Origin of the sequence: Paenilisteria portnoyi (assembly GCF_014322795.1) — a bacterium.
In the GTDB taxonomy this organism is placed as follows: domain Bacteria; phylum Bacillota; class Bacilli; order Lactobacillales; family Listeriaceae; genus Listeria_A; species Listeria_A portnoyi.
On record NZ_JAASTT010000013.1, the window covers coordinates 51658 to 76585 of the forward strand.

Below are 24928 nucleotides of genomic sequence, written 5' to 3' on the forward strand. Positions count from 1 at the left end.
ATACTCTACCTCTAATCTATGGTATTATTTGTATTGGAGGGGGGATAATCATGAGAAAACTAATGCTCACAATCCTATTCATTTTGTTAATCTTTACCTTAATTATAGCAGGAGGTTGTTCTATTTTGAAGTCAAAACAGGAAAATACAGAAAAAAATATAATGAATCAACAAAAAGATGATATCCAAACATTTTTAAATTATAACTATAATGATGTAGAAAAAATCACTTTAATAGATATAGAAAAAACTCCAATGGGCTATTTTATTCATGGTTATGCTAACGAAGATAAGGAGTTAAATTTTAGTGCTAGCTTAACAAATGATACATTTGACGGCAACATTTCTTTCAGCCCTAAATGGATTGATAAAGGAAAGTACGACAAAGATAAGACACTAGATGAAATTAAGAAAGAACAAGCTACAGAATAAATAGCTTTAAAAGCTATTTTCTGAGATGAAAGCCAAAGAGCAAAAAAAGATAACCCATGATGTTTATAATTTTATGCGTCCTTAGTCATCTTAACGACTTACCCGCTTCAGATTTCAATAGTGAATCAAACTTATCTGATAATCCTAATGATCCATCCAATTTTTCATTCGTAATAGAGGCGCTGAAACTCAGTTCTTTATCGCCGTTCGCATAGCCATTGATAAAATAGCCCATTGGTGTTTTTTCAACATCCGTGAGAGTTACTTTGTCGATATCATTGAAATCATGTCTTAAAAGTAGTTCAATATCGTCTTTATTAGTTGTCATTAATTCTTGTTCTTGTTTTGTTGGGCTATTTGTCTCATCATTTTCTTTCATACTTCCGCAACCTCCCGTTATAACTAATACAAAGACTAGTATTATTACTATGCCTGTACTTTTTCGCATTCCATTCACTCCATCGATTATAGTTACTCAGAACTCCCAAGGATTTATGCTATATTTCACTCCAAATCCCGCGACTATGATCAGATAACCACTAAAATCACAATCACTATTCTTATTATTATATATTTCATAAGCGTCCCGTTACTCCGCCTTTTAATACCATTTTATCACAATTGTATCATACTATAATGAAACAAGCTAAGTCTCCATCTATCAGACCTAACTTGTTCCACTTACTCCCCTCTACTCGATAGAACAACAAAAAGCAGGAGAGCCAATAACTCCCCCACTTCCCTAAATCCGGTTTTCAAGTCTCCCCGCAAAACAGGGAGCGGGACGACAAATGCTTAATTTCTAGGCAAAAGCGAGTACCGAAGCGGAGCGTACGACTGTACGTGAGCATCGGAACGGAGCTTTTAACGACGAAAGTGAGCGTTTGTCGTTACGCGACTAGATAACTAGTTCCCATGGACCCCACTGTTCAGCCCCTGGAACATCACCTTGTGTCCACCATTTTGCTTTATACGTGTGACCGTTATAAGTCACTTGATCATTTTGATTGTAGACCGCTGTAGAACTCCACGTACCTGTTCCAACTGGCGGAGTTACCGTACCTGCTTTTGTCGTTACAGAAAGTGCCGCGCTTGATGGCGAGACGTTGCCTGCTACGTCATATGCTTTTACAGTATACGAATAAGCCGTTGAAGCTGTTAGGCCTGTATCTGTGTAAGTTGTTCCAGAAACAGTCGCCACTTCGGTACCATTGCGATACACTTTGTAACCTGCTACGCCTACATTATCCGTTGCGGCTGTCCAACTTAATGGAACCGCCACATCTGTCACGTTCGCTGCTACTGTTGCTAAATTCGTTGGAGCAGTTGGTGCTAATGTATCGCTAGGATCAGGGACAACCGCGCCTCCACCAAAAATAACTTGTTTGCCAAGCTCTGTTCCAGCTTTAGACATGCGTTGTGTTAACGAGATATTCGCAATGTTATTCACGTTTACAGACGCTAGATTGGATTTCAAGCGGAATGTATACGTGGCACCTTGCGGAATTTGTTGTGCATCGTAAACGGACGCCAAATCAACGGTTGTAAAACCATTGGCAGTTGCTACTGTACCAGCTTTATAATCCCCGGCCGTCAATGTTTCGCCAGCTTTTACAGGAATATAGAACTTCGGTAATTTTACGGTTTCTGCTGCAAATTCGGTTGCTTGCAGAACTTCATTTGTTTCGTTCGCTACTTCTTTGTTTTTGATCGTAATTTCATAGCCGACACCGTTTTCGCTATATGGCGCTACAGTGGCTTCTACGTTTAGATTTGAATAGATGATTGTGTTTGCTGCAAGTGCTCCAGCGCCGAACAATCCTTCTTTAATTGCTTTTGTTAATTCGTCGCGTTTTGTTGACGTGGTTGGCTTATCTTGTGATTGCATCCACGAAATCATTCCGCCCAAATTGTTATCCTTCACGTATTGCGCTTTGGCAGTAACAGAACGAACATTGTCATACGTGTAGAATTCGCCAGTCGTTTTGCTGTATAGATATGGCGCTTTTGCCACGTCATCCCAGTATTCGACTAAAGTTGGCGATTTAGCTTTCAAAGCATCAATGCTCTTATATGCCCAAACTCCGCCTGCACGTCCACCGTCCCCAGTTGCTAACGGTTTTTCGTTTGGCGCGCCGTATGTTGCTCCTAAGTCTGCATCTTTGTTATTTTTTGTAGCTGCTTGGAAAAGTCCTGGTTGCGTAGTACTTGTACCCGCTTCCACTTTGTTCCAACCACGTGTGTAGAATGCTGCGCCGACAACGATTTTATTGGATGCTGCGCCGTTATCCTTCAGATATTTCACCGTTTGGTCCACGGAGAAACCATCGCTATAATTAGGATCCGCTGGGTTACCGTAAAGCGCCGTGTGATGCGCACTATTCGGAGTCCAAGCACCGTTCATATCGTACGTCATGATATTCGCAAAATCAACAATATTGAAAAGTTTCGCCACATCAACACCGTTTGCAAGCATGCCTTGAGATGCTGGTAGCGCTACAGATAACTCATATTTTTTCTTCACATCTACGCCTTGCTTATCTAAAGCCGTGCGCAAGTCTTGAAGAAGCGTAATATAGTTTTGTTTATCCGCAGGTTTTGCATTCGGCGTACCTTCATCGTTCTTATTGTCCACTAAGTCAGCAGCACGAACGGATGCAGGATATTCCCAATCTAGATCGACAAAATCCATATTTGTATATTTGATAAATTTCATAACATTACTTACAAAATTAGCACGAGCTGTGGCATTTTCTCCGATTGCAGAGAAGTCACCAGATTTCGACCAACCGCCGATAGAGATACCGATTTTCATATTCGGATTTTTAGCTCTCAACTCTTGTAACGCGTTTAAAATACCTGCATTTGCTCCGCCCCATTGAACTCCATCTTGCCCAACTGGCGCGCCAACTGCCGCATCTTTATCAGTGAATTTCAAGTTTCCGTTACTATCGAAATCAAGAAACGCAAAGTTTAGATGTGTCAATTGCTCTGCTGGTATATCTTTCGGATAAAATTGACCTTCCCCGCCCCAAATGGACCAATCTCCATAATACATCACGTTTCTGTATTGCGATGTGGTTGCGGCTTTAGCTTTTACAGAAGAATTCCCTACACTACCTAGAACGGATGACGCAAATAACGAAACGACTAACAACAACACCGAGACTACACTTACAACCCTCTTTGTTACCTTTTTCATTTCTTCACCTCTTCATAATTTTTGCGTTCTGCTTACGGTATGCCTACTTTCTCTGCAATTTCTAAACCCAGAATTTCAAAAAATCTTCCCGCTAGCTCCCCCTTTTATCGTGTACTAAATTCTGGACAACTATGTAATATGCAAGTATTGTGCCAAATAAGAAAGCGCTGACATCGCAATTTTAATGTAATTTTTGTTACACACACAACTTACACGGTATGGATTTTATTTACACAGGTTGGATTTATATTCTAATTACGGAATTCAAAAAGCATTTATTATCCTTTAAATTAGTTATTAGCTGGATTTTTATCAGGTTTTTAGTTATTTTTGTTCACAAAATCACAAATTATATTTTCTACAATATGACTTATTTCAAAAGTCACATACTCTAAGCAAAATTACTATAATGGATAAATCTCACTTTTAATATACCAACATTAGGTTTGACAAATCGAAGCTTCCATCCTGCCACTGGATAGAAGCTCCTTTATTTAACATTTCTCGCAAAATTTATTTTTTATATACTTGTTTCCTATGACCAACTTCCAAGGCAAGTACAATTAGTTTATCACCATCAATTTTACAAATAACGCGGTAATCGCCAATACGATATCTCCACCGTCCAGCACGATTCCCTAATAAGGGCTTTCCACTTACTCGTGGATTATCTCCGCCGTCAATTTGATAGCTCATTCCTTGTCATCCAATCCGTATTCTGACATAGGATCTGATAAGGGACGCGATTTAGGCTGTTTTAAATATTCTTCGTATGCATAATCAGCAACGCGAGCATCATATTCATCTTCTAACGATTCAAGTTTCGTAGTTTTTAGTAAATCAGATAGGCTTTTTCCTTCAAATTTCGCCATTTCATCTAGAAACTTTTTCTCCGCATCTGAAATGCGAACAGTTATTGTAACCATTTTTTAATCTCTCCCCACTCTAAATATTCCTTTATCAACTCAAAAAACAGGCAAGTCAAAAATCCCGACTCTACCTGCTTTCAATACTTTTATTTAGCTTTTTTGCTATCCATCTTACTTTTAACAAACGAGAAAATCATCGGCAAGATCGATACGAAAATAATACCTAGTACAACGAGTGAGAAGTTCTCCTTAACGACTGGGATATTCCCGAAGAAATAGCCGGCCATCGTACAAAGAAGTACCCACACAGTTGCGCCCAGTAAGTTGTAATTCAAGAAATAACGGTAATTCATGCGACTTGCACCGGCTACGAATGGCGCGAAAGTACGGATGAATGGCATGAAACGCGCGATGAAAATTGTTTTACCGCCGTGTTTATTGAAGAATGCTTCTGCTTTGTCCATTTTTTCTTGGTTGATGAATTTGCCGAGCCAGCTATCTGGCGGGATCGAGGTGCCGACTTTTTTACCGATATGGTAGTTGACCGTGTCGCCAAGTACTGCGGCTACCCACAAAACAATGAGCAGGATGATGATATTGAGCTCTGAGCCTGGTAACACTGCCAAGGCGCCAGCTGCGAACAGTAAGGAATCTCCTGGCAAGAATGGAAATATAACAAGTCCGGTTTCTACAAATATAATTAAGAAAATAATGACATACGTCCAAATGCCAAATGTATTGATAATTTCAACTAGATGTTGATCAATATGGATGATAAAACTAATCATCGCCTGGATAATATCCACGAATCTATCACGTCCTATTTTAAATTCTGCTATTCTGTTTAATCACAGTTAGCTTCTATTGTAACATATTTATTGTTCATACTATATCATACTAGGGACTTATTTACATAAACTTAACAATATTACGGCAGACAAAAAACAAAATCCGCGTCTACTCAAAAACGCTGAGTGAGGCGCGGATTTTGCTTCTTCAAATTATGCTTTTGCTTCTGTTAAGTCATCTGCTGTGCTCAGGCTAATTAATCCTGCCACGCAAAGCAGTACGATCGGAACTAGGAACATCATCGATACGCTCATTGTGCAGGCTACGGCCGAAGCGATTAGCATGACGCCGCCTTTTAGCGGTGCTTTGTTCATGATAATGGCGCCGAATAAACCGACAAATGACATCGCTAATGCCACGAAGTTCAGAATCGTGAATACTAATGAATCTTCTTCCAAAACGCGTGCAATGCTGTCGACGGAAATAACGGTTAGGCTAAGCCCCATCGCGAGCAATGCTCCAATAATCCCCAATGTTTTCGCAAAATTCATCGTAAAAACTCCATTCGAAAGACATATTTATCCGTCTTCGCGTATAAGCTAACGCAAACTTCTGGATGCTTCTATGTTACCATTTTTACACACGGTTTGGCAACTCAATGAAACGGACATCCGCCACGCTTTACTGGGGTGATTTCGGTGCGTTCAAACGGCGCATCTTGATAGAAAAAATTCGGTTTGACGATTTTGTTCGGGTAGCGCTGATGGAACATATGGGTCGTTGCTGGCGAGACTGGCGGGATGAGCCATGCCCATTCCCCGGTGACTTCGCGCCCCGCGGCTTGCTCGTTTGTTTCGAATTGGCCAAATTGGCGAGCCGCTGTGTGGTGATCGACAATCTGTACTTTGGTTTTGTGATAGGAGTCGAGGACAGCGACATTGAGCTCGACTAGCGCACGATCTTTCCATAGCGAATCGAGACGCTTCGTGTTTAATCCGAGTTTTTCGGCGACAGCGGCGAGCTTGTTGTAACGCCCTTCGTCGGCAAAATTCCGCGCGCCGATTTCGGTTTCCATATACCAACCGTTGAACGGTGCCGCTTGATACGTGACGCCGCCGATTTCGAGCTTCATTTCGGAAATGATTGGGACGGCGTACCAGCGCAAACCGAGCTCGGCGACCTGCGGGAAATCGGGATGCGCGATTGGGACTTCGAGCACGAGTTCGGGCGGGATTTCGATGACGGTGGGTGTGGCATCAGCGCTTTCCTGGATAACAAGTGGCAAAATGTCAAATTCACCGCGAGCGCCACACCAGCCAATCCTTTCGCAGACTTCCGTGAAGGACACCGACGCCGGATCACCGATAATATCGCCATTTTCCGACGCATAACCAGCATAGCGAATCAGCTGATGATTCCAAATCCGCGGACCATCGCTACCTGGTTTGAAAATCGTGATGAAAGGCCTGATTTGACCGCCGTTCGTTGCTTTTCGGATATGCTCAAAAAGTGCATCACGGATTTCCGATACAGTCACCGCCGCGCGGGCATCAACGACTTGGATGCGATCCCAGAATAACCTGCCAACACAACGGTTACTGTTACGCCACGCCATTTTTGCACCGATAGTCAGTTCTTCCAACGTCTGCGTGTATGTACCATTTTCTGCGATTTCTCGCTGCACCATATCAATACGACTCTCAAGTTCCGCTGCATCCTTGCCTAATTCCACGTAAGACTTCATCAGAAACTCAATTACTTCCTCTGTATCAACCAACATTTTACGACACTCCCCTAGCGCTTAATTATGTACTCATTTTAACATACTTTACATGACAAAAAGAGCAAAGCGAACGTTTTCACATCGCAAAATCCATCAGAAATGACACCGCAAACCAACCAACTTCTAAGATACAAAATTAATTGATCGACACCTTATAAATTTTGTTCGAAAAAGGGTTGCCATTCCAAACATGACCTAATCAATTCATATCCATATGTTCCACTACATGTACTTTTAAAAAAATATACCTCTCACTTAACATGGAAATTTTCAAGATAAAATATTTTTTACTATTTCATTCATAATATTACCCCCAATAATATAAAATTTTTTCTACAAGTCTAGTTGTAATTACTAAATTGAACCAATTTCATGACTCCGCTTTTGTTTCCGGAGGAACAATAACCCGTTTTATTCCAAAATAGCGCAGGAAATGAGATTCGAAAATCTCGAATTAGTTATTTTATGGTATTTATATGAGTGATATGGGAGGTCGCTTTTTTTACATTCTGAAAGTCACTGTGCCGCAACGCTTCTTAATTATAAAATTGGTTCAATCACTATAAATCAATTTATTAACTTCTTTTTTTGTCAATGATTTTTTTCCAATTTAACCTGCACCTCCAACTACCATATTTTAACGCAACTTACCTTAAACAATCCACTATATATAGGAAAATATTTGAATACCACGGTTTGATTTATTATACAGGCCTCCAGCAGATAAAATATTAATTTTTGGTAAAGGGAATACGACTTTTTAAGGGAGTCATATTACGATTAATTTGATGTTGAGGGCTTTTTTATTTAGTCTACGTTTGTTATACTGAATGTGGAAGATACTAACATGGGGGGCAAGATATGTGGATGTAAAATATAGAGACAGTGAATGGGATAAGTCCAAAGAAGCTTTGGGAACAGTCATTGGACTTGGTGCATGGGGAAAAGGTGTCATCGATCAGTTGAAAAAAGCAAACAGTAATTTCGAAGATATTCAAAACGATATTCGAAAAGATGACAGTGATGGCGTGATTTCGTTTTCTTTTACAGATATGGAGAGCAAGTATCAAAAAATGTTTGAAAAAATAGAAGTGCTACATGATTACGCAGGGGATGCCGGAAATATGGTGGAACGCGTGATTGACGAGCCGTTTTATAAGGACATTGATAAGTTCGTCGAGAAGATGGAAGCTTTGTCGATTGATAATTATGAGACGAAGAACACGATTGGCGCGACGACGATTATAACAACAGGCGGATACGATTATGGCGGTTATGGAGCAACGACGACTACCGTGCCAAAAGACAAGATTAAGCTAAGCGACATCATGGCAGGGGATAACTTTTTTGCAGACAATCTAAAAGCCCAATTTGCGGAGTATAGTAAACAGAATCCGGATCAGGAGTTTACATACGAGCAATATCAATCGGCGGTATCGAGTTCGCGCGCGTTTGAGTATGATTCGATTCGAGATGGCCAGCAGAATCTCGAATTATGGCGTGATATCGGAGCAGCAATTGTGATTATCGGCGTGAGCATTGTGTGCCCACCCGCAGGTTTGGCACTTGGCATAGCATATGGTACACTGGAATTGTCTAGCGCCGCGACCGGAAAAGACTGGATGACTGGGCGCGAAATGGACGGGACCGAGCGCGCGACACGAGGGGCGTTTGCGTTGTTGGATATCATTCCGGGCGTGAAGGGAATCCGAGCGTTTAGTACGGCGACGAAGGCTGGTGGACTGGCGTTAGATGCCACACAAGTTGGTAGTAAGCTGACACTGCGGCAGACGGCAAAGCAAGGAGTGTCTCATGTGGATGCGATGGGAAGACAGGCATTGCGTGAGAGTGCCGAGCGGATTCGGAATGCACCGAGGGTTATAAGTGATGTGGCGAGTTCAGCGACAAATGCAGCCAAGACACAACTAAGAAATGGTGCAATCCAGACTGGAAAGTTAACCGATGAGGCTGTAACAACAGTTAAAAGTATTGCGAGTTCACGAGTAGTGGCTACGCATATTGGTACAGTACACATTGCCCCTGGAGTTGCAGAGAATACGCAACGATTTGAGAATATGGCGAAAGGGATGTTTGGTGGTAGTGATGGAGTTATAGAGAAGGCCAGTGGGGCTGTTGATGATATTCCAACGGCTTTTAAACAAAAAGAATTTGCGAGCTCATACGAAGCGCGTTTAGGCCAAACACCTGCACTACAAAATAAAAAAATTCAATTTGTGAGTGAACGAGGAGAGTCATTGTGTACTTTAAAACCACCACCCGATTCTAACTTAGAATCTTTATTAAAAGATGCGGACGTAGAAGGTGTTTACTATAAGAATGGGGTACCGGATTTTTCACCATTCTCAAAAGCGGAGATTGAAATTGATCATATGCATGGAGGAAAGGGCTCAATGGGTAGTAAAGCTAGAGATTTGAATTTTAAACAAGCAAATTTAAAATTGGTAGAGCAATTAAATAAATCACCAGAATTAGCTAAATCATTTGGCATGGAGGCAGGAAATATAAAACCTAAAGATATTGAAAAATACAGAGTGAAAAATAAATTAACCTGGCATGAATTAAATGATACTAAAACAATGCAACTTGTACCATCAGAGATTAATAGGTCATTTGGTCATCTTGGTGGAGTGGGCGAAATAAATGCGGGTGCAGTTATAAAATAAGAAAGGAAGTTTTATAGATGAAAATCAATGATGAAGTTTTTGGTGAATTAGAATTTGATTACTCTTGGTCTAAAGTGAGTAAAATTAATTTTTATAATGAGGAAGTTGAAATAGTTGTTATAATTGAAGGTGATGAAGACGGTGAATTTGAGAAGGAACAATATGATGCTTATGAATCGTTGATAGATAATTGGATTAATATTCAAAAGACGTTATTAATTCCTATTTTAGATTATTATCAAAAGAAGAGGGAAGAGTTAGGTTTTGATATTGAGTTAAATGAAAACTATCCTGAAATAATATCAATAGAAGAATTGCTAAATCATATTAAATTAGTTGGAATAAAAGTTCCTTATGGGGAATTATATGGAGGCAGAAGTATAGGTATAAGTTTTGACTGTACATGGGATCCAGAGAATGGGCTTGGGGCAAGATTAAGTGATGAAAAAGTGATAGAAGTAGGATATCAAGATATAGCAATATAAGCGAATAAAACAATGAAAAATATATAAGTGATGGAAAAAATTTAAGATTTTAAAAAGAAGTTTACTCCCTGTGTCAGAGGAGGTTAGGAATACTTTCACAGAAAATGATCAAGAAATGGAATGGTAACGCATTTTCGAACAAAATTTATAAGGTCTTAACTAAATTGGAATCTTAGAATTTAGTTTGTGATACTGTGAAATGAGGACTGTAAAGATCAAGTTAGCGCCTCGTTCAGTGTGAAATCTAAAATAATGTACTACTGAGCTCATCTTTTCAGATGGGCTTCTCTGCGTTAAGAATTTTATACCAAGCTAGATGTACCGGAGTAGAGGGGCACGGAAGATGAATGTCAAGTATCAAGCAAACGACTGGAACAAGTCCAAGGAAGCCTTGGGAACGCTCATTGGACCTGATGCAGGGGGAAAAGGTGTCATCGATCAGTTGAAAAAAGTAAACAGTAATTTCGAATATGTTCAAAACGGTATTCGAAAAGATGACAGTGATGGCGTGATTTCGTTCTCTTTCACGGACATGGAAAGTAGCTATCAAAACATGTTTGAGAAAATAGAAGTACTTCATGATTACGCAGGGGAAGCGGGAAGTATGGTGGAGCGCGTCATTGATGAACCGTTTTATAAGGATATCGATGCGTTTGTGGAGAAGATGGAAGCTTTGTCGATTGATAATTACGAAACGGACAACACGATTGGCGCGACGACGATGGTAACGACGGGTTACGGCTACGGATATGGTGCTACGCCACAAACGACAACCGTGCCAAAAGACAAGATTAAGCTAAGCGACATCACGGCAGGCGATAACTTTTTTGCAGATAACTTGAAGGCATCGTTTGCGGATTATAGTAAGCAAAATCCAGACCAAGAATTTACGTACGAGGAGTTAGTAGTATGGGATATAAAGAAGAGGTTGTTTCAATTTGGTTTGGTTATTTCGAAAATAGAGAAAGCTTTGAGGAATTTCTAAAAGTAAATTATGATTTTCTTATTTGTCAAATTAAGCGAGACACATCGGCATGCTGCAGAAAACACGCAATGGGTGTCAAATAGTCCAGCGATTTTCTAGGTAAATTATTTCGAGCCGCAGTAATCTCGTTGACTTCCTGTTGAGAAATCGTGTTAAAATCCATTTTTTTAGGCAAGCCGTTTCTTCGAAGAATCCCGTTGGAATTCTCATTGAGTGGGCGTTGACAAGGTTTCCCTGCATCTGCAAAGAAGATGTCCATGTCATGTTGATTAGCCGTCTGCTTCCACCTAGAGAATTCCTTTCCGTTGTCAAAGGTGATGGATTTAAAAAAATGGGAAGGGAAGCCAGACAACCATTGGTGTAAGGCCTCTTCGATGGAGACAGCTTTCCGACTAACGACTTTTAACACAATGATGGCTTTAGATGTCCGTTCCACCAGTGTAATCAGCGCACTTTTATGATCTTTTCCGACAATCGTATCGCCTTCAAGGTGCCCAAACTCTGCGTCGAAACCAGGAAATGCAACAGCTCTGTCTTCTAACCGACGTTTGAAGGCCTCTTTCCCACGCTTCTCCTGATGTCCATTTGGTTTGCGTTTTCCTTTCATAGGCAACTGTTTTTTATCAAATATGCCTTCGGAAAACATGCGATACAAGGTTTTCATCGAACACGGAAAGGGTTTAGTATTAGCCGTAGGCTTGGGGCTAGCAATGGTATCTGGTGTCCAACCAAGTCCAATACGCTCCTTCACACGTGCTTCCGTTTCTGAATCGAGTGAAATAGGCTTACGTCCACATTTTTTCTTATTGCGTTGGTACTGTAAGAAAATAGCCGGAGCGGAAAATCCATTGTTGTTATATTCCTCTATAAAAATAAGTTCATTTCTGATAAGATGGTGATAAGACATGTTTGATACACTCCTTTGTGGACTTTTGTCGGTTTCGTTGAGTGTATCATATCATGTCTCTTTTTGTGACTCGCTTAATTTGACAAATAAGATTATAAATACATGGTCCTTTATTGTTGAACGGTTCGCTATGAAAAAATATGAGCCAAAATTACAAATTGCGCTGTTTACAAGTCAGGATAATGCGATTCTAAACAAGTTGAATTTAAATATAGAGATAAATATTGAAAGTATCCCGAAAAATATGGATCTTACCGTGACGGAAACAACAACGGTGACTAAGAATCTTGACCTTGTTTTTGTTTGGAATTTCCCACCGACGCAAAATGACTGGATACGTTTGGAGGCGCGGTTGAGTGGGATTCGTGATGGGAGATTGGAAGGGTAAATATGTATGGCGGGAAGGTAAGGATTACCTGCTCGCTTCGCTCTCATGCATATTAGTACTGTAACTCACTTTGTTCGTAACAGTACCAACAAAAAAGAACCAGCTAGGGGGGAGCTGGTTCAAAAAAAGAGTTATAAGGACTGATACAATTAGAAAAAGGGGGTAAAACTAATTGTCGTCCTGTTTACATTCTCTATATTACAGGGCGTCGATGAAAATTCACCGGGGTTTTCATGAGAATTCTATGAAACTTTCATTTTTTATGTTATATCATACTTAATCGTGCCTTCTCGTGTTATGTCTGTGATTTCTAGCCGTGCCATTTGCGTCATATTATCGATTTGACCGATTTTTTTAATGATAATTGCGCTGTCTGTATTCAAATAGGAAAGCATGATAGCTTTGCCCAAATCATTTTCTGTGACGGGAATCTCAATCCGGTCTACCTCGCCAGTTCCCAATTGCTTTATATTCGTCGTTTTCTGCTGACCTTCTATGTAAATGAAAACCTTCTGTGTCAATTTGCTCTGCGACTTATTGGTAATACTCATTTCTAACGCCATATTATGCCGACTCCTTCCATTAATAATCCACTAATCTGCCGTCATCATTCCACTTGCCATACAATTCGCCTTTTCGTGTCTTTTCAAAAAAAGTCGTCAACCGCTTATCGAATAACGCGCGATCCTTAACAACGGACTGAATATTATCAAGTTTAATACGAACGTATAAATCCGGAAGTTGTGCAAAATTTTCCGCCAAAACCGCATCCTGCTCTATCTCATCTAAAATATCTGCGAATATTTCAAATGCCACTTCCAGATTCGGTAAAACACGTTCTCCGTGCTGCGTCATCAAACCTAGCTTCCTCATCCGGCGCGCCCGCTCCTTGTTTAACTCCGTCCAATTACTCCTAGGAGCGCGATGTGAGAAGCGTTGCCCGATATGCTCCTCGTCCAATCCTTTTTTCGTACTATCAATCCAACCAAAGCACAGCGCCTCCTCCACAGCATCAATATATGTAAATTCACCCTGTTTCCGCGGCAAAACAAGCCAACAATATTTCTCCGTTTCTCCATTCAGCTCCAGCCAGTTTCTCCATTCATCACGATTTCCCGCATATACCTTATTATCTATCTCCATCGAAATCCCCCCCAGATTCCCATTATCTCAAAATAGACGCAAAAAAACCAGCCGGGGAAGCTGGTCAAAAAGGGAGTTTGTTAAAGGGACACCACAATTAGAAAAAGGGGGGTAAAACTAATTGCTGTCCTTGCTTTACACTCTTTATAATACAGGCCTTTGATGAAATTTTTGCGGGGGTTTCATGAGAATTATATTAGAATTCAAGCTTTTGTCCAAGCGGGAACGGCTGAGCGTCTTCATTGTGCCCAACTGCTGGAGTTTTCAGCAGGAACGTATCATATCGGTTCGCATATTCCTGCACCATCTCAACGACTTCCTCGCCTTGTCCCAGCTTCTCCATTTCTGAAAAAGTGCCCAATATAACGCCATTCGCTCTTTTTAAATAGCCGATTTGGTCAAGTTGTGCGAGATAGGTCGCGATTTTATGACAATCGCCACTCATCGCTTCCAGTAGAATAATTTTCCCCGTCGGATTGGGCAGATATTCCGTTCCTGCAAGCTTCAGCAAACACCGAATATTTCCACCGATAACTTCACCAGACATTTTGGCGCCCACTCGTATCGTTTCATATGGTATAACTGTTTTTTCCCCTTTCAAAAAGGTATTTTCAAACTGGTTCACCTGTAAATCGGACTCGTTCCCTGCCAAATGCAGTAATTGGTAGTTGTAGCCGCATATACCTGTTTTCGCATAAATCGCATTCAAAATAACCGTCAAATCACTGTATCCGATAAACGGTTTATTCGCCGCCTTAATGACCTCAAAATCAAGATATGGTAAAATTTCATTCGCTAAATCACCACCAGAAATATCAAATATCGCCTTAATTTCTGGATTTTGATACATATTCAAAAGCGATTCCGCGCGTTGTTTTGGCGTTCTACTTTCCGTTTCGAAAATCGTCATTGCCCGAACTACACCAATCCCAAAACGATTGAAAAGCAGCTCCCCCACTCGTTTAATATCCTTTTCTCGCTCTTGCTCCCGCCCATTAGAACAACCAACCAAGCCGATGATATCTCCATTTTGCAACATATACCGCACCTCCATCTAGCTCTAGTTTAGCACAATAACCGCGCCAAGCAAAAAACACCGACACCCAGTTAGTTGGGATCGATGTTTTTCTAAGAGAGGTATGAAAAAAGGTGAGAAACAATGCAATTACTCTAAAAGGGAGTTAAAAAGTAATTGTTGTTGTCTACAAAATCTATATTACAGGACAGTCATGAATTTTCTAAGATGAAAATGTGAAATTTTTGTTAATAAAGTAGTTTCTTATATAATGCTAAAATTTCTTCCGCATTTGTCGGGCGTGGATTCCCGCCAGTACACACATCGGCTAAGGCATCTTTGGCAAGTGCTTCTAAATCTTGCTCCTTCACGCCAACTTCGCTTAATGAACTCGGAATTCCGACATCTTTAGAAAGCTCTGAAACGGCTCTTACTACTGCTTTCCTCGCTTCATCAAGTGACATAGATTCGGTGCCAACAACACCCATGGCTTGGGCGATATCGCGATATTTTTCGCCTGTATATGCAGCATTATACTCCATAACTGTTGGCAAGATAATCGCGTTCGCAACCCCATGAGGCGTGTCATACCAAGCCCCGAGTGGATGCGCCATCCCATGCACCAGACCTAAACCAACATTTGAGAATCCCATTCCTGCAATATACTGGCCTAACGCCATTTTTTCGCGTCCTGCCGCGTCACCATTTACCGATGAACGAAGCGATCCCGCGATGATTTTGATTGCTTTTAAGTGTAGCATATCGGTGAGTTCCCAAGCCGCGTTCGTGATATAGCCTTCGATAGCATGCGTCAAAGCGTCCATACCCGTTGCGGCACAAAGCGATTTCGGCATCGACATCATCATATCGCTGTCCACAAACGCCACGAGCGGGATGTCATGCGGGTCCACACAAACGAACTTGCGCTGCCGCTCCTCATCCGTGATGACGTAGTTTATCGTCACTTCCGCCGCCGTTCCCGAAGTCGTAGGCACTGCAAAAATTGGAACGCTAGGTTGCGTCGTGTTCGCTTCACCCTCTAAACTTCGCACATCGCTAAACGTTGGATTTGTCGCAATAATCCCAATCGCTTTTGCCGTATCAATCGGTGAGCCACCGCCAATCGCGATGATATAATCCGCGCCCGATTGTTGAAACGCGCCGAGTCCAGCCTTCACAACCGCGATCGTGGGATTTGGAATCGAGCCATCAAAAACCGCGTATGGCAACTGCTCCGCGTCCAATAACGCCGTCACTTTTTGCACAATCTCATGCTCAACTAAAGCCTTATCCGTCACGATAAACGCTTTTTGAAAAGCCGATTTTCGAACCTCATCCGTGATTTTCCCTATCGCACCAGCGCCAAAATAAGAAGTTTGGTTCAAAATCATTCTGTTAACCATTGAATTGTTCCTCCTCGATTATACTGTTTTCCTCTGGGCCATAACGCTCTTCCTCGATCTCTTTTAGCGTTTTACCTCGCGTTTCAGGCGCTAAAATAAGTCCAATAATTAAGTGAATGACCAAGAATGCGATCATCACCATACCCGCCGCTTTAAATCCTAAGAAAGTAATCATAGCCGGCACGACAAGCGAGATCAAACCAACGCCGACACGCACCAATCCAAACATCATCCCTTGCACTTTTGCCCGATATTGCGTTTTGAAAAGTTCGCCTGCCCATAATCCGTAAAACGCTTGCGCTCCAAAACCGGCCGCAACACCCCACAAAATAATGAATAGTAACAATTGCGTCATGCCCATCGAACCAAACGTCAAGATAACCCACGCCACAATTCCCATTACAGCACCGATTCCAAATAACAGCTTGCGGTTCATCTTATCGCCCAATTTAATGAAGACAAAGTAAGTCGAAAGAATCGTGAATACCCACAGTGTCCCTTGCAACAAGTTCGCGTGCGCCGACGTCAATCCACCAACCACTTGATAAATATACGGCATGAAATAACCCATGACACCCGCAACTAAATTCCAGAAAAAGTAGATACCGAGCACGAGCGTAATCGCTTTTCGGTTCGCCTTAATCGTAAATAACTCCTTAATCGAGACTTTTTTACCCACATTCTCGACTTTTGCATCCTCTTTCTTCTGATCTTCCCAAACTGTTGATTCATTAATTTGCTGCTGTAAAACCCACGTGATAAGAGCGATTACAAACAGCATTCCAAAAATAATACGACTTCCCATCAAACCTAATGGCGCCATTAATACTGCCAAAAACAGCATCACAGCTGGGCCAACCGACCACGCTAGCTGTCCATACCCGACATGTGCCGCCCGATTTTTAGCCGGCGCTTCCTCCGCGATATACGTCCAAGCCGCTGGAATCGCTGCTCCGACCGCTATCCCCGTGATAATATATCCCGTCAATAACATACCGAAATTCATTGACAGCGCTATCAAAAGCACACCAATCATATACACAATTAAATCATATTTGTAGATAAATTTCCGTCCATATTTATCAACCAAAGCCCCACCAATAAAGGCACCGACAGCCGAGCCAAATCCGTTCGCACTAACCGCCCCGAGCAAGCCAACAGATGCATCCGATAGATTCAAATAATTCACCCATAATGTCAGTCCCCCAGCCGCCGCAACAATCGATCCAGCCTCCAGAAAATTAGACATCGACACAGTTAGAGTGGCTTTTAAACTTCCTTTACCTGCATTCGCCATACTTTTTCCTCCTCTTTTATGTTACGCAAGATAAAAAACAGATGTTAGATTTTTCGAAACTGGGCTGTTGTCATCATTCGTTTCCATCAACGGCTCCATGTAGGCCCACCATTTTTTGCAAATTTCAGTCGATGCTATTTTGTCGTATTTTTCTCTATTTTCTACTTCTAAGTACGCGAACAAAACGTGTGTATTATCATCCATGAAAATCGAATAATTCTGCGCGCCGTGTTCCTTCAGGGCTTGCTCCATTTCTGGCCATAAATCATCGTGCCTCGCCTTGTATTCCTCCGCAAAACCGTCTTTTAAGTACATAATCGATGCTATTCTTTCCATGTTGCGACTCCTCCTATTATTTAGGGAGCGCAGACTAGCCGCTCCCTGCATAGTTTACTTCACGCCTACTTGCAAATATCCCGATTTCGCTGTGACACCAAATGCATCCGCTAAATCTTGTAATTGTTGATCCGTAATCGTTTGGCGCGCGCCACCTTGTGCTTGTACTAACGTATAGACTTCCGCAGCCTTCTCAGCCGTTTCAATCAAGCCGAACACTTCGTCCATCGTACTTCCCGCTCCAAAAATTCCGTGATGCGGCCAAATAACTAAGCGGAATTCGCGCATTTTCGCAGCCGTTGCCATCCCAATCGCGTCCGTTCCAGGCACCATCCAAGGCAAAATCCCGACACCTTCTGGAAAAACAACGATACATTCCGTACACATTTGCCATAAAGTACGCGTGAAATCACGTTCTTCCAGCGAATGCGTAAATGTCATCGCGATAATATTCGTCGCATGATTATGCATAATAATACGGTGCTCCGGATCAATTTTCAGGCGTTCGATGTGGCTCATAAAATGCGCCGGCAATTCACTTGTTGGTACGCCGCCATCCGTGAAACCCCACAGCAATTCAACACTTTTACCCGTCTCGGCAACCCGTATAATACCCAGATTCACATCAGGCGCGTCAATCACATTTTTGAAATACTTCCCAGAACCAGTCACGATAAAATATTTCCCAGCAAGCGCCGTCGCGTCAAAAATCATCGGAATTGTACGAATCACTTGGTTCGGATTAATATACTCACCAACCTCCGCCTCCGTAAGCAGATAACTGATGTTCCCGCCATTTCTCTCATCCCAACCTAGACGATATAAATTCGCCGTTACTTTCATCATTTCCTGTACAAATGGTGCTGTTACAATATCTTTACTCAATTCCAATTGCCTCCTCAGACCGTTTTACCAAAACTTTTTCTTCATATTCTTTCACTTCTTTTAACCAAGCTTCACGAACAGGCACGTTTTGCGTCTCGCAATAATGATCCCAAACTGCCGCAAAAGGAAAGTCCTTCAATTCCTCCGTCAGCGCCAATCGTGATGTATAATCGCCATCCAATTCAATTTTGCGAAGATATTCGGTTGGCTCAAGCATTGCTTTTAACAGAGATTTCAACGTGTTTCGCGTCCCAATAACCCACGCAGCCACGCGATTAATCGTTGCATCGAAGAAATCCAAACCGATATGCGTTTTGCCCAGTAAATCATTGCGAACCAACTCGCGCCCAATTTCCTGCAACTCATCATCCATAATCACGACATGATCGCTGTCCCAACGCACCGGACGACTAACATGCAACAGAATTCCCTCACTAAACAAAGATAACGATGACAGCTTGTTCGAAATCACTTCCGTCGGGTGGAAATGCCCCGCGTCCATACAAATCAACTTATTCCGTGTAATTCCATAACCCATATAAAACTCATGCGATCCCACCGTGTAAGCCTCAGCGCCAAGTCCAAACAACTTACTTTCCACCGCATCCAGCGTATACTTCCGGTCCAACTCCTCCGCAAAAATCGTATCGAGCGACTCCATCAAACGCTTACGAGGCGCCAGACGATCAATTGGATTATCCTTGTAACCATCAGGAACCCAAAAATTATTGACCGATGTTTGCCCTAACTCTTCACCAAAGTAAGCCGCAACTTTCCGAGCCCGTTTCCCGTGCTCAATCCAAAAATCACGAATCTTCTTATCTGGGTGACTCAACGTAAAACCATCTTCCGAGTTAGGATGTGAGAAGAATGTGGGGTTGAAATCCAAACCAAGACCTTGCTCCTTCGCCCAATCCACCCATTTCGCATAATGAGCCGGTTCAATCTCATCCAAATCAACTTTTTCATCCGTATCTACATACATCGCGTGTAGATTCACCTTATGTTTCCCAGGAATTAGCGAAAACGCCTTCTCCAAATCTTGGCGTAACTGTCCTGGCGTATGCGCGGCACCAGGATAATTTCCCGTCACCGAAATCCCGCCCGTCAGCTCTTGATCCGGATTCATAAACCCTGTCACATCGTCACCCTGCCAACAATGCATCGAAATTTTCACATCCGCCAAACGTTTCAACACATCATCCACATTCACGCCATACTTTGCATATTCCTCTTTTGCCCACGCGTACTGTTGCTGTAATTTCTCGTTTCCCATTTAAAAAGCCTCCTGTTTTCCAGATATATTTTTGTACTTTGCTTGAATCTCCATCATATTCACGCCATCCCCTGGCGTATACGTAGTCATCGGCGTCGACTTGCGAATCAACTCCCGAACTGCCGATATATCCTCAGCCTCGCCACTCGCAATCAACTGCACTGCCAAATTCCCCAGCCCAGTCGCCTCGGTAGGTCCCGCATGCACCGTAATCCCCGTCAAATCCGCTGTCAACTGATTCAAAATTGCAATGTTTGCGCCACCACCAATAATATGGAGATGCTTAATCTCACGGCCCGTTAAAGCCTGCAACTGCTCAATCTGAATCGCATACTGAATCGCCAAACTATCATAAATAACACGCGCCAATTTTCCCGGTGTTTGTGGGATTTCCTGTCCAGTCTCCATACAATACGCCTGAATCTCCGCAATCATATCCGTTGGGTTCAAAAAGCGATAATCATCCACTCCAATCAAAACTCCAAAGGGCTCCTCACGCGCCGCCAACTCCGCAAGCTCTGCATAACTATACGCATAATCCTGCATCCGTGCGACCTCTTGAATGAGCCACAGCCCCATAATATTTTTCAAGAAACGAAACGTATCATACGCGCCCCACTCATTCGTGTAATTCGCCGCAAACGCCTCCGCACTATTAATCGGATTCGCCAACTCCGCTCCGAGAAGCGACCACGTCCCACTCGATAAGAACGCCCAATCATCCCCAACACCAGGCGCACCAAGCACTGCCGAAGCCGTATCGTGCGTCGCAACCGTAATCACATCACAATCCGGCAAATCATACTTCTCATGCCACTCTGACGAAACCTTGCCCAACATCTCACCCGGCTTCACAAACCTCGCAAACTGCCCAGCATCCAATCCCACTAAATCCAACAAATCCACATCAAACTGTTTCGTATGTAAATGCAACATTTGCGTAGAAGAAGCATTCGTCACCTCCGTCACACGCTCACCAGTCAACAAATACCCCAAATAATCAGGCACCATCATAACCGTATCTGTCTGATTCTTGAGCCCCGCATCCTCCACATACAATTGATACAACGAATTAAACTGCAAAAACTGAATTCCCGTCTTCGCATAAATATCCGCAGCTGGCATCTCTGCCAAAACCGCATCCATCGCAAAATCCGTTCGCTTATCACGATAACTAACCACCTCATGTAACCGCTTTCCTTTTTTATCCAACAAACAATAGTCTACAGCCCAGGTATCAATCCCTAACGTGCAACATGCGACACCAGCCTTCTTCAACTTCTCCAAGCCAATCAATATATTTGTGAAAATATGATCAATATCCCATAAACATTGACCATCAACTTCCGTGAAACCATTTTTAAAACGGTGAATCTCTGTCAGCTCAATCTTCCCATTCACTAGCTCGCCCATAAGCAGACGCCCACTCGATGCGCCAACATCCACAGCCACATGTTTCAAAAGCTCCTCCTCCTTCACACATTTAATTTATAACCCAAGAATACACCGAATGCGTCACTAAGTCAACATTTTTATTTATTATTTTGTAGTTTTATGTGGTTTTCATTTAAAACTTGCTTGTGATTGTGCTATTGTTTACAATGAAATAGACAAGGATGTGATGAAAATGCTTGCTTTCGAGCGAAAAGACAAAATACTTTCAGAAATAAAGAAAAACAAGAAAGTCCACGTATCCCAACTAGCCAAAATTTTCAATGTATCCGAAGAAACGATTCGGCGCGATTTAGACAAATTGGAGAAAGAAGGCATCGTGGACCGCAGTTACGGCGGGGCAACACTCAGCCAACACACAAACGAAGATTTACCATACGCAACAAGAAACGTCATCAACGTCGAAGAAAAGAAGAACATCGCAACAAAAACAACATCACTCATCAAGACCGGCGATTCTCTCATTGCAGACACGAGTTCCACCGTTTTCGAGGCGCTGAACCTGCTCGTCCGCGAGAAAGAGAATCTCACCATCATTACCAACTCGATCACGGCAGTAGAATTACTCGCCAAATTCAAAGTCCACCTCATTCTGACCGGCGGAACCCTGCGCACCAAGTCCAACTCACTTATCGGTTCCGACGCAGCCAACACGATTAGCCGCTATTTTGTGGACTACGCGATTATCAGCTGTAAAGGCCTCTCCATGGAAAACGGCATCACCGATTCCAACGAGCCCGAAGCCGAAATCAAAAACCACATGCTAAAACGCGCTAACAAAGTGATACTAGTAGCCGATTCCTCCAAATTCGACAAAAATGCCTTCATCAAAATCGTCGACATCTCAGAAATCGACTACCTCATCACCGACCAAGAGCCAACACACGAATGGCAACAGTTTTTGAAGGAAAAAGATGTAACACTGATTTACTAACGAAAAGGACTGTAAACATCTAGATTCCATGTTTACAGTCCTTTTCCCATATTTAACTTCTCAACCCGCGACCTTTTTCAACTAGATACCAACAAATCGCATAAAGCACCACGATAAATAGTATCAAAATTGCCATCGACCACAAGACCGAAATATCCGTTTTTCCAAGAAAGCCGAACCGGAACCCTGAAATCATATACACGATCGGATTGACTTTTGAAACAGCTTGCCAAAATGGTGGTAACATTGAAATCGCATAAAATACGCCACCCAGGTACGTTAATGGCTGTAAAACGAATGTCGGTATTATCGATACATCATCAAATGATTGCGCGAAAATCCCGTTCAGTAGTCCCGCTAACGAGAATAAAATCGCCGTCATCAGTAGCGTAATAATGACCAACAACCATGAATGCACGTGCAGTGGTACAAAGAACAGCGAAACCATCGTGACAAGCGCCCCAACGAGAATACTTCTGCCGATTCCGCCAAGAACAAAGCCCCATATAATAACGTGTGTCGGCACTGGCGCGATCAATAACTCCTCAATATTTTTCTGGAACTTCTGCGAGAAGAACGAGGACGACACATTGGAATAAGAACTAGTAATAACAGACATCATAATAAGTCCCGGTACAATAAATTCCATATACGAGAATCCGCCGACCTGACCGATTCGCCCGCCGATCAAATTCCCAAAAATAACAAAGTATAGTGATGTCGTAATTACTGGTGGTACTAAGGTTTGAATCCAAATACGCATATAGCGATTGGTTTCTTTAGCAGCTAAGCTTTTTAAGGCTGTAAAATAAAGATTAAACATGTTTCCCCTCCGCTTGATGTGTCTCGTCTGTGATTTTCAAAAATAGCTCTTCTAATCGATTCGATTTATTCCGCATCGAAAGAACCTGTATCCCTTGCTTTGTGAGCTGTTCAAACAACTCGTTAACACCCTGATCGCGCTCCACTTCCACAGAAAGCGTCTGATCATCCTCCAAACAACTCTTATATCCCGTAATCTCCGGTTTTGTATCAAAAGGTGCCAAATCAAAAATAAACGTTTCAAATTGCAGTTTCCCTAAAAGAGTTTTCATACTCGTGTTTTCAATCAACTCACCCGACTGAATAATCCCGATATTGCGGCAAAGCATTTCCGCCTCTTCCAGATAATGCGTCGTCAAGATAATCGTTGTCCCACCTGCATTCAACTCTCGCAGATAATCCCACATCTCACGTCTCAGCTCAATATCCACACCCGCTGTCGGCTCATCCAAAATAAGCAAACGCGGCTCATGCATCAAAGCCCGCGCAATCATCAATCTCCGCTTCATCCCACCAGAAAGCATCCGTGCACGCACATCACGCTTTTCCCACAGGCCAGATTGCTTCAAATACGTCTCGCTCCGTTTCAACGCCTCTTTCCGCGACACGCCATAATACCCCGCCTGATTCACAACAATTTGCTGAACCGTCTCAAATGGATTAAAGTTAAACTCTTGCGGCACCAACCCAATCTGCTGTTTCGCACGCACTAAATCCGTATCAATATCATAATCAAAAACCTTCACTTTTCCCGATGTCTTATTAACAAGCGACGTAATAATCCCGATTGTCGTCGATTTTCCGGCACCATTTGGCCCCAACAAGGCATAAAAATCTCCTTCTTCGACCGCTAAATCAATCCCGCGCAACGCTTCAACACCCGTCGCGTATACCTTTTTCAAGCCTGTTATCTCCAGTGCATATGTCATTTAATAACTATCTCCTTATCCATATCATTCTGTCCATCATTGGAAAGCAATTTCACCATAGTTCCCATAAAATCCTTCACAAAATCCTCACGCAACGTATAATAATGCCACTGACTCTTCTTAGTCACCGAAACAATCCCTGCCTTCTCCAGCGCCTTCATATGATGAGAAAGCGTTGGCTGCGTAAAATCAAAATGCTCCAACACATCACACCCACACAAACACCCACTCGAAAGCAAATCAATAATTTTCATCCGATTCGGATCAGCCATAGCCTTAAGCACCAACGAAGTCCTCACATAATCCATCTCTACCCTCCATACATAAATACTCACCTATGTTGAATATAGATTACCATGAATATAAAGTCAAGAATAAAAAACCCCCAGAACAGCGAAAACCACCATTCCAAAGGTCTAAAAAAATTTCTAAAGCTCCGAAGTATCCCACCAAACCTTCAGCGAGCCGACAAATGCTTAGATGCTAGGCAAAGACGAGTACCGAAGCGGAATGTACGATTTGTACATGAGCATCGGAACACAGTCTTTAACGACGCAGATGAGCGTTTGTCGGCTTGCTGAACTTAGAGGAGGTGGTTCATGTGACCTATCTCCATTACCCAATAAGATCCCATAACTACAACAATCGCAATGAATGCTGCAAAAAGAATGTTACCGACTTGGATACGTCCATTTTTGCCTTCCGTCATATGCATGAACATTAGTAGTTGCAATGCTGCTTGAATGAACGCGAAGATAAAGATAACCGTAATGATTACTGATTTACTTAACGTAGATTCAAATACAACCCAGACAGCTAGCAATGTTAACGCGATCGATAGGGCAAAACCAACGATATGTTTCCACGGAATGCCTTCTTCAGCATGTGCCGTGTTCGCTTTATTTTTCGCCAT

27 protein-coding genes are annotated in these 24928 nt (G+C 42.4%); 6 read left to right on the forward strand and 21 right to left on the reverse strand.

The genetic code is table 11. The features are described from left to right. Window positions 1–50: 50 nt before the first annotated feature. Entirely contained in the window at window positions 51–431 is a 381-nt protein-coding gene (locus HCJ66_RS10005; protein WP_187132996.1) for a DUF1433 domain-containing protein, read from the forward strand. An 85-nt stretch (window positions 432–516) separates the two neighbouring features. On the opposite strand, the gene HCJ66_RS10010 is transcribed toward HCJ66_RS10005, so the two are convergent. The 7 genes from HCJ66_RS10010 to HCJ66_RS10040 form a co-directional block, all read right to left on the reverse strand. Then, the gene (locus tag HCJ66_RS10010) at window positions 517–810 is read right to left on the reverse strand and encodes a DUF1433 domain-containing protein (RefSeq protein WP_187132997.1); all 294 of its coding nucleotides are present in this window, start codon (window positions 808–810) and stop codon (window positions 517–519) included. Between the two features lie 519 nt (window positions 811–1329). Then, on the reverse strand, window positions 1330–3633 hold the full coding sequence (locus tag HCJ66_RS10015) for a glycosyl hydrolase family 18 protein (protein WP_187132998.1): 2304 nt from the start codon (window positions 3631–3633) through the stop codon (window positions 1330–1332). A gap of 513 nt (window positions 3634–4146) precedes the next feature. Next, window positions 4147–4329, reverse strand: coding sequence for a type II toxin-antitoxin system RelE family toxin (locus tag HCJ66_RS10020; protein WP_187132999.1), 183 nt, complete (start codon window positions 4327–4329; stop codon window positions 4147–4149). Then, entirely contained in the window at window positions 4326–4559 is a 234-nt protein-coding gene (gene relB / locus HCJ66_RS10025; protein WP_187133000.1) for a type II toxin-antitoxin system RelB family antitoxin, read from the reverse strand. Before relB ends, HCJ66_RS10020 begins: the two co-directional genes overlap by 4 nt. An 89-nt stretch (window positions 4560–4648) precedes the next feature. Then, complete coding sequence (locus HCJ66_RS10030) at window positions 4649–5308, reverse strand: DedA family protein (RefSeq protein ID WP_036061361.1); 660 nt, start codon at window positions 5306–5308, stop codon at window positions 4649–4651. Between the two features lie 195 nt (window positions 5309–5503). Continuing rightward, window positions 5504–5842, reverse strand: coding sequence for a hypothetical protein (locus tag HCJ66_RS10035; protein ID WP_036061360.1), 339 nt, complete (start codon window positions 5840–5842; stop codon window positions 5504–5506). Window positions 5843–5946: 104 nt separating this feature from the next. Further along, a complete protein-coding gene (locus HCJ66_RS10040) occupies window positions 5947–7071 on the reverse strand; it encodes a nitric oxide synthase oxygenase (protein ID WP_187133001.1) in 1125 nt (374 codons plus the stop codon). Window positions 7072–7937: 866 nt separating this feature from the next. On the opposite strand from HCJ66_RS10040, the gene HCJ66_RS16155 reads away from it, so the two are divergent. From HCJ66_RS16155 to HCJ66_RS10055, 3 genes are all read left to right on the forward strand, one after another. Continuing rightward, the gene (locus HCJ66_RS16155) at window positions 7938–9758 is read left to right on the forward strand and encodes an HNH endonuclease (RefSeq protein WP_343068989.1); all 1821 of its coding nucleotides are present in this window, start codon (window positions 7938–7940) and stop codon (window positions 9756–9758) included. 17 nt (window positions 9759–9775) lie between these two features. Beyond that, window positions 9776–10243 (forward strand): DUF6985 domain-containing protein, encoded by a 468-nt coding sequence (locus HCJ66_RS10050; protein WP_187133002.1) that lies wholly within the window; start codon window positions 9776–9778, stop codon window positions 10241–10243. 343 nt (window positions 10244–10586) lie between these two features. After that, window positions 10587–11228 (forward strand): hypothetical protein, encoded by a 642-nt coding sequence (locus HCJ66_RS10055; protein ID WP_187133003.1) that lies wholly within the window; start codon window positions 10587–10589, stop codon window positions 11226–11228. Between the two features lie 25 nt (window positions 11229–11253). Here the strand turns inward: HCJ66_RS10055 and HCJ66_RS10060 are convergent, their stop codons facing one another. Continuing rightward, window positions 11254–12135, reverse strand: coding sequence for an IS30 family transposase (locus tag HCJ66_RS10060; protein ID WP_187133004.1), 882 nt, complete (start codon window positions 12133–12135; stop codon window positions 11254–11256). A gap of 130 nt (window positions 12136–12265) precedes the next feature. Between HCJ66_RS10060 and HCJ66_RS10065 the strand changes: the two genes are divergently transcribed. Beyond that, window positions 12266–12523, forward strand: a complete 258-nt coding sequence (locus HCJ66_RS10065) for a hypothetical protein (RefSeq protein ID WP_187133005.1) — start codon at window positions 12266–12268, stop codon at window positions 12521–12523. A 260-nt stretch (window positions 12524–12783) separates the two neighbouring features. Here the strand turns inward: HCJ66_RS10065 and HCJ66_RS10070 are convergent, their stop codons facing one another. The 9 genes from HCJ66_RS10070 to rhaB all read right to left on the reverse strand — a co-directional run bounded on the left by HCJ66_RS10070 (window position 12784) and on the right by rhaB (window position 21339). After that, the gene (locus tag HCJ66_RS10070) at window positions 12784–13086 is read right to left on the reverse strand and encodes a hypothetical protein (protein ID WP_187133006.1); all 303 of its coding nucleotides are present in this window, start codon (window positions 13084–13086) and stop codon (window positions 12784–12786) included. A 19-nt stretch (window positions 13087–13105) separates the two neighbouring features. Continuing rightward, a complete protein-coding gene (locus HCJ66_RS10075; protein WP_187133007.1) occupies window positions 13106–13666 on the reverse strand; it encodes a YdeI/OmpD-associated family protein in 561 nt (186 codons plus the stop codon). Window positions 13667–13862: 196 nt separating this feature from the next. Continuing rightward, window positions 13863–14705, reverse strand: a complete 843-nt coding sequence (locus tag HCJ66_RS10080; protein ID WP_187133008.1) for an LD-carboxypeptidase — start codon at window positions 14703–14705, stop codon at window positions 13863–13865. Window positions 14706–14929: 224 nt separating this feature from the next. Then, window positions 14930–16084, reverse strand: a complete 1155-nt coding sequence (gene fucO, locus HCJ66_RS10085; protein WP_187133009.1) for a lactaldehyde reductase — start codon at window positions 16082–16084, stop codon at window positions 14930–14932. Then, window positions 16077–17381, reverse strand: a complete 1305-nt coding sequence (locus tag HCJ66_RS10090; RefSeq protein ID WP_187133010.1) for an MFS transporter — start codon at window positions 17379–17381, stop codon at window positions 16077–16079. Before HCJ66_RS10090 ends, fucO begins: the two co-directional genes overlap by 8 nt. A gap of 21 nt (window positions 17382–17402) precedes the next feature. Further along, on the reverse strand, window positions 17403–17717 hold the full coding sequence (gene rhaM / locus HCJ66_RS10095) for an L-rhamnose mutarotase (RefSeq protein ID WP_181677819.1): 315 nt from the start codon (window positions 17715–17717) through the stop codon (window positions 17403–17405). 54 nt (window positions 17718–17771) lie between these two features. Next, window positions 17772–18602, reverse strand: coding sequence for a rhamnulose-1-phosphate aldolase (gene rhaD, locus HCJ66_RS10100; RefSeq protein ID WP_187133011.1), 831 nt, complete (start codon window positions 18600–18602; stop codon window positions 17772–17774). Further along, complete coding sequence (gene rhaA / locus HCJ66_RS10105; protein WP_187133012.1) at window positions 18595–19878, reverse strand: L-rhamnose isomerase; 1284 nt, start codon at window positions 19876–19878, stop codon at window positions 18595–18597. Before rhaA ends, rhaD begins: the two co-directional genes overlap by 8 nt. Further along, a complete protein-coding gene (gene rhaB / locus HCJ66_RS10110) occupies window positions 19879–21339 on the reverse strand; it encodes a rhamnulokinase (protein WP_187133013.1) in 1461 nt (486 codons plus the stop codon). 166 nt (window positions 21340–21505) lie between these two features. Here rhaB and HCJ66_RS10115 point away from each other — a divergent pair, with 166 nt between their 5' ends. Then, a complete protein-coding gene (locus HCJ66_RS10115; RefSeq protein ID WP_187133014.1) occupies window positions 21506–22264 on the forward strand; it encodes a DeoR/GlpR family DNA-binding transcription regulator in 759 nt (252 codons plus the stop codon). A 52-nt stretch (window positions 22265–22316) separates the two neighbouring features. Here the strand turns inward: HCJ66_RS10115 and HCJ66_RS10120 are convergent, their stop codons facing one another. The 4 genes from HCJ66_RS10120 to qoxD form a co-directional block, all read right to left on the reverse strand. Then, window positions 22317–23087, reverse strand: a complete 771-nt coding sequence (locus HCJ66_RS10120; RefSeq protein ID WP_181677811.1) for an ABC transporter permease — start codon at window positions 23085–23087, stop codon at window positions 22317–22319. Further along, window positions 23080–24015, reverse strand: coding sequence for an ABC transporter ATP-binding protein (locus HCJ66_RS10125; RefSeq protein WP_187133015.1), 936 nt, complete (start codon window positions 24013–24015; stop codon window positions 23080–23082). Before HCJ66_RS10125 ends, HCJ66_RS10120 begins: the two co-directional genes overlap by 8 nt. Then, the gene (locus HCJ66_RS10130) at window positions 24012–24323 is read right to left on the reverse strand and encodes an ArsR/SmtB family transcription factor (protein WP_187133016.1); all 312 of its coding nucleotides are present in this window, start codon (window positions 24321–24323) and stop codon (window positions 24012–24014) included. Before HCJ66_RS10130 ends, HCJ66_RS10125 begins: the two co-directional genes overlap by 4 nt. Before the next feature lie 275 nt (window positions 24324–24598). Further along, entirely contained in the window at window positions 24599–24928 is a 330-nt protein-coding gene (qoxD, locus tag HCJ66_RS10135; RefSeq protein WP_187133017.1) for a cytochrome aa3 quinol oxidase subunit IV, read from the reverse strand.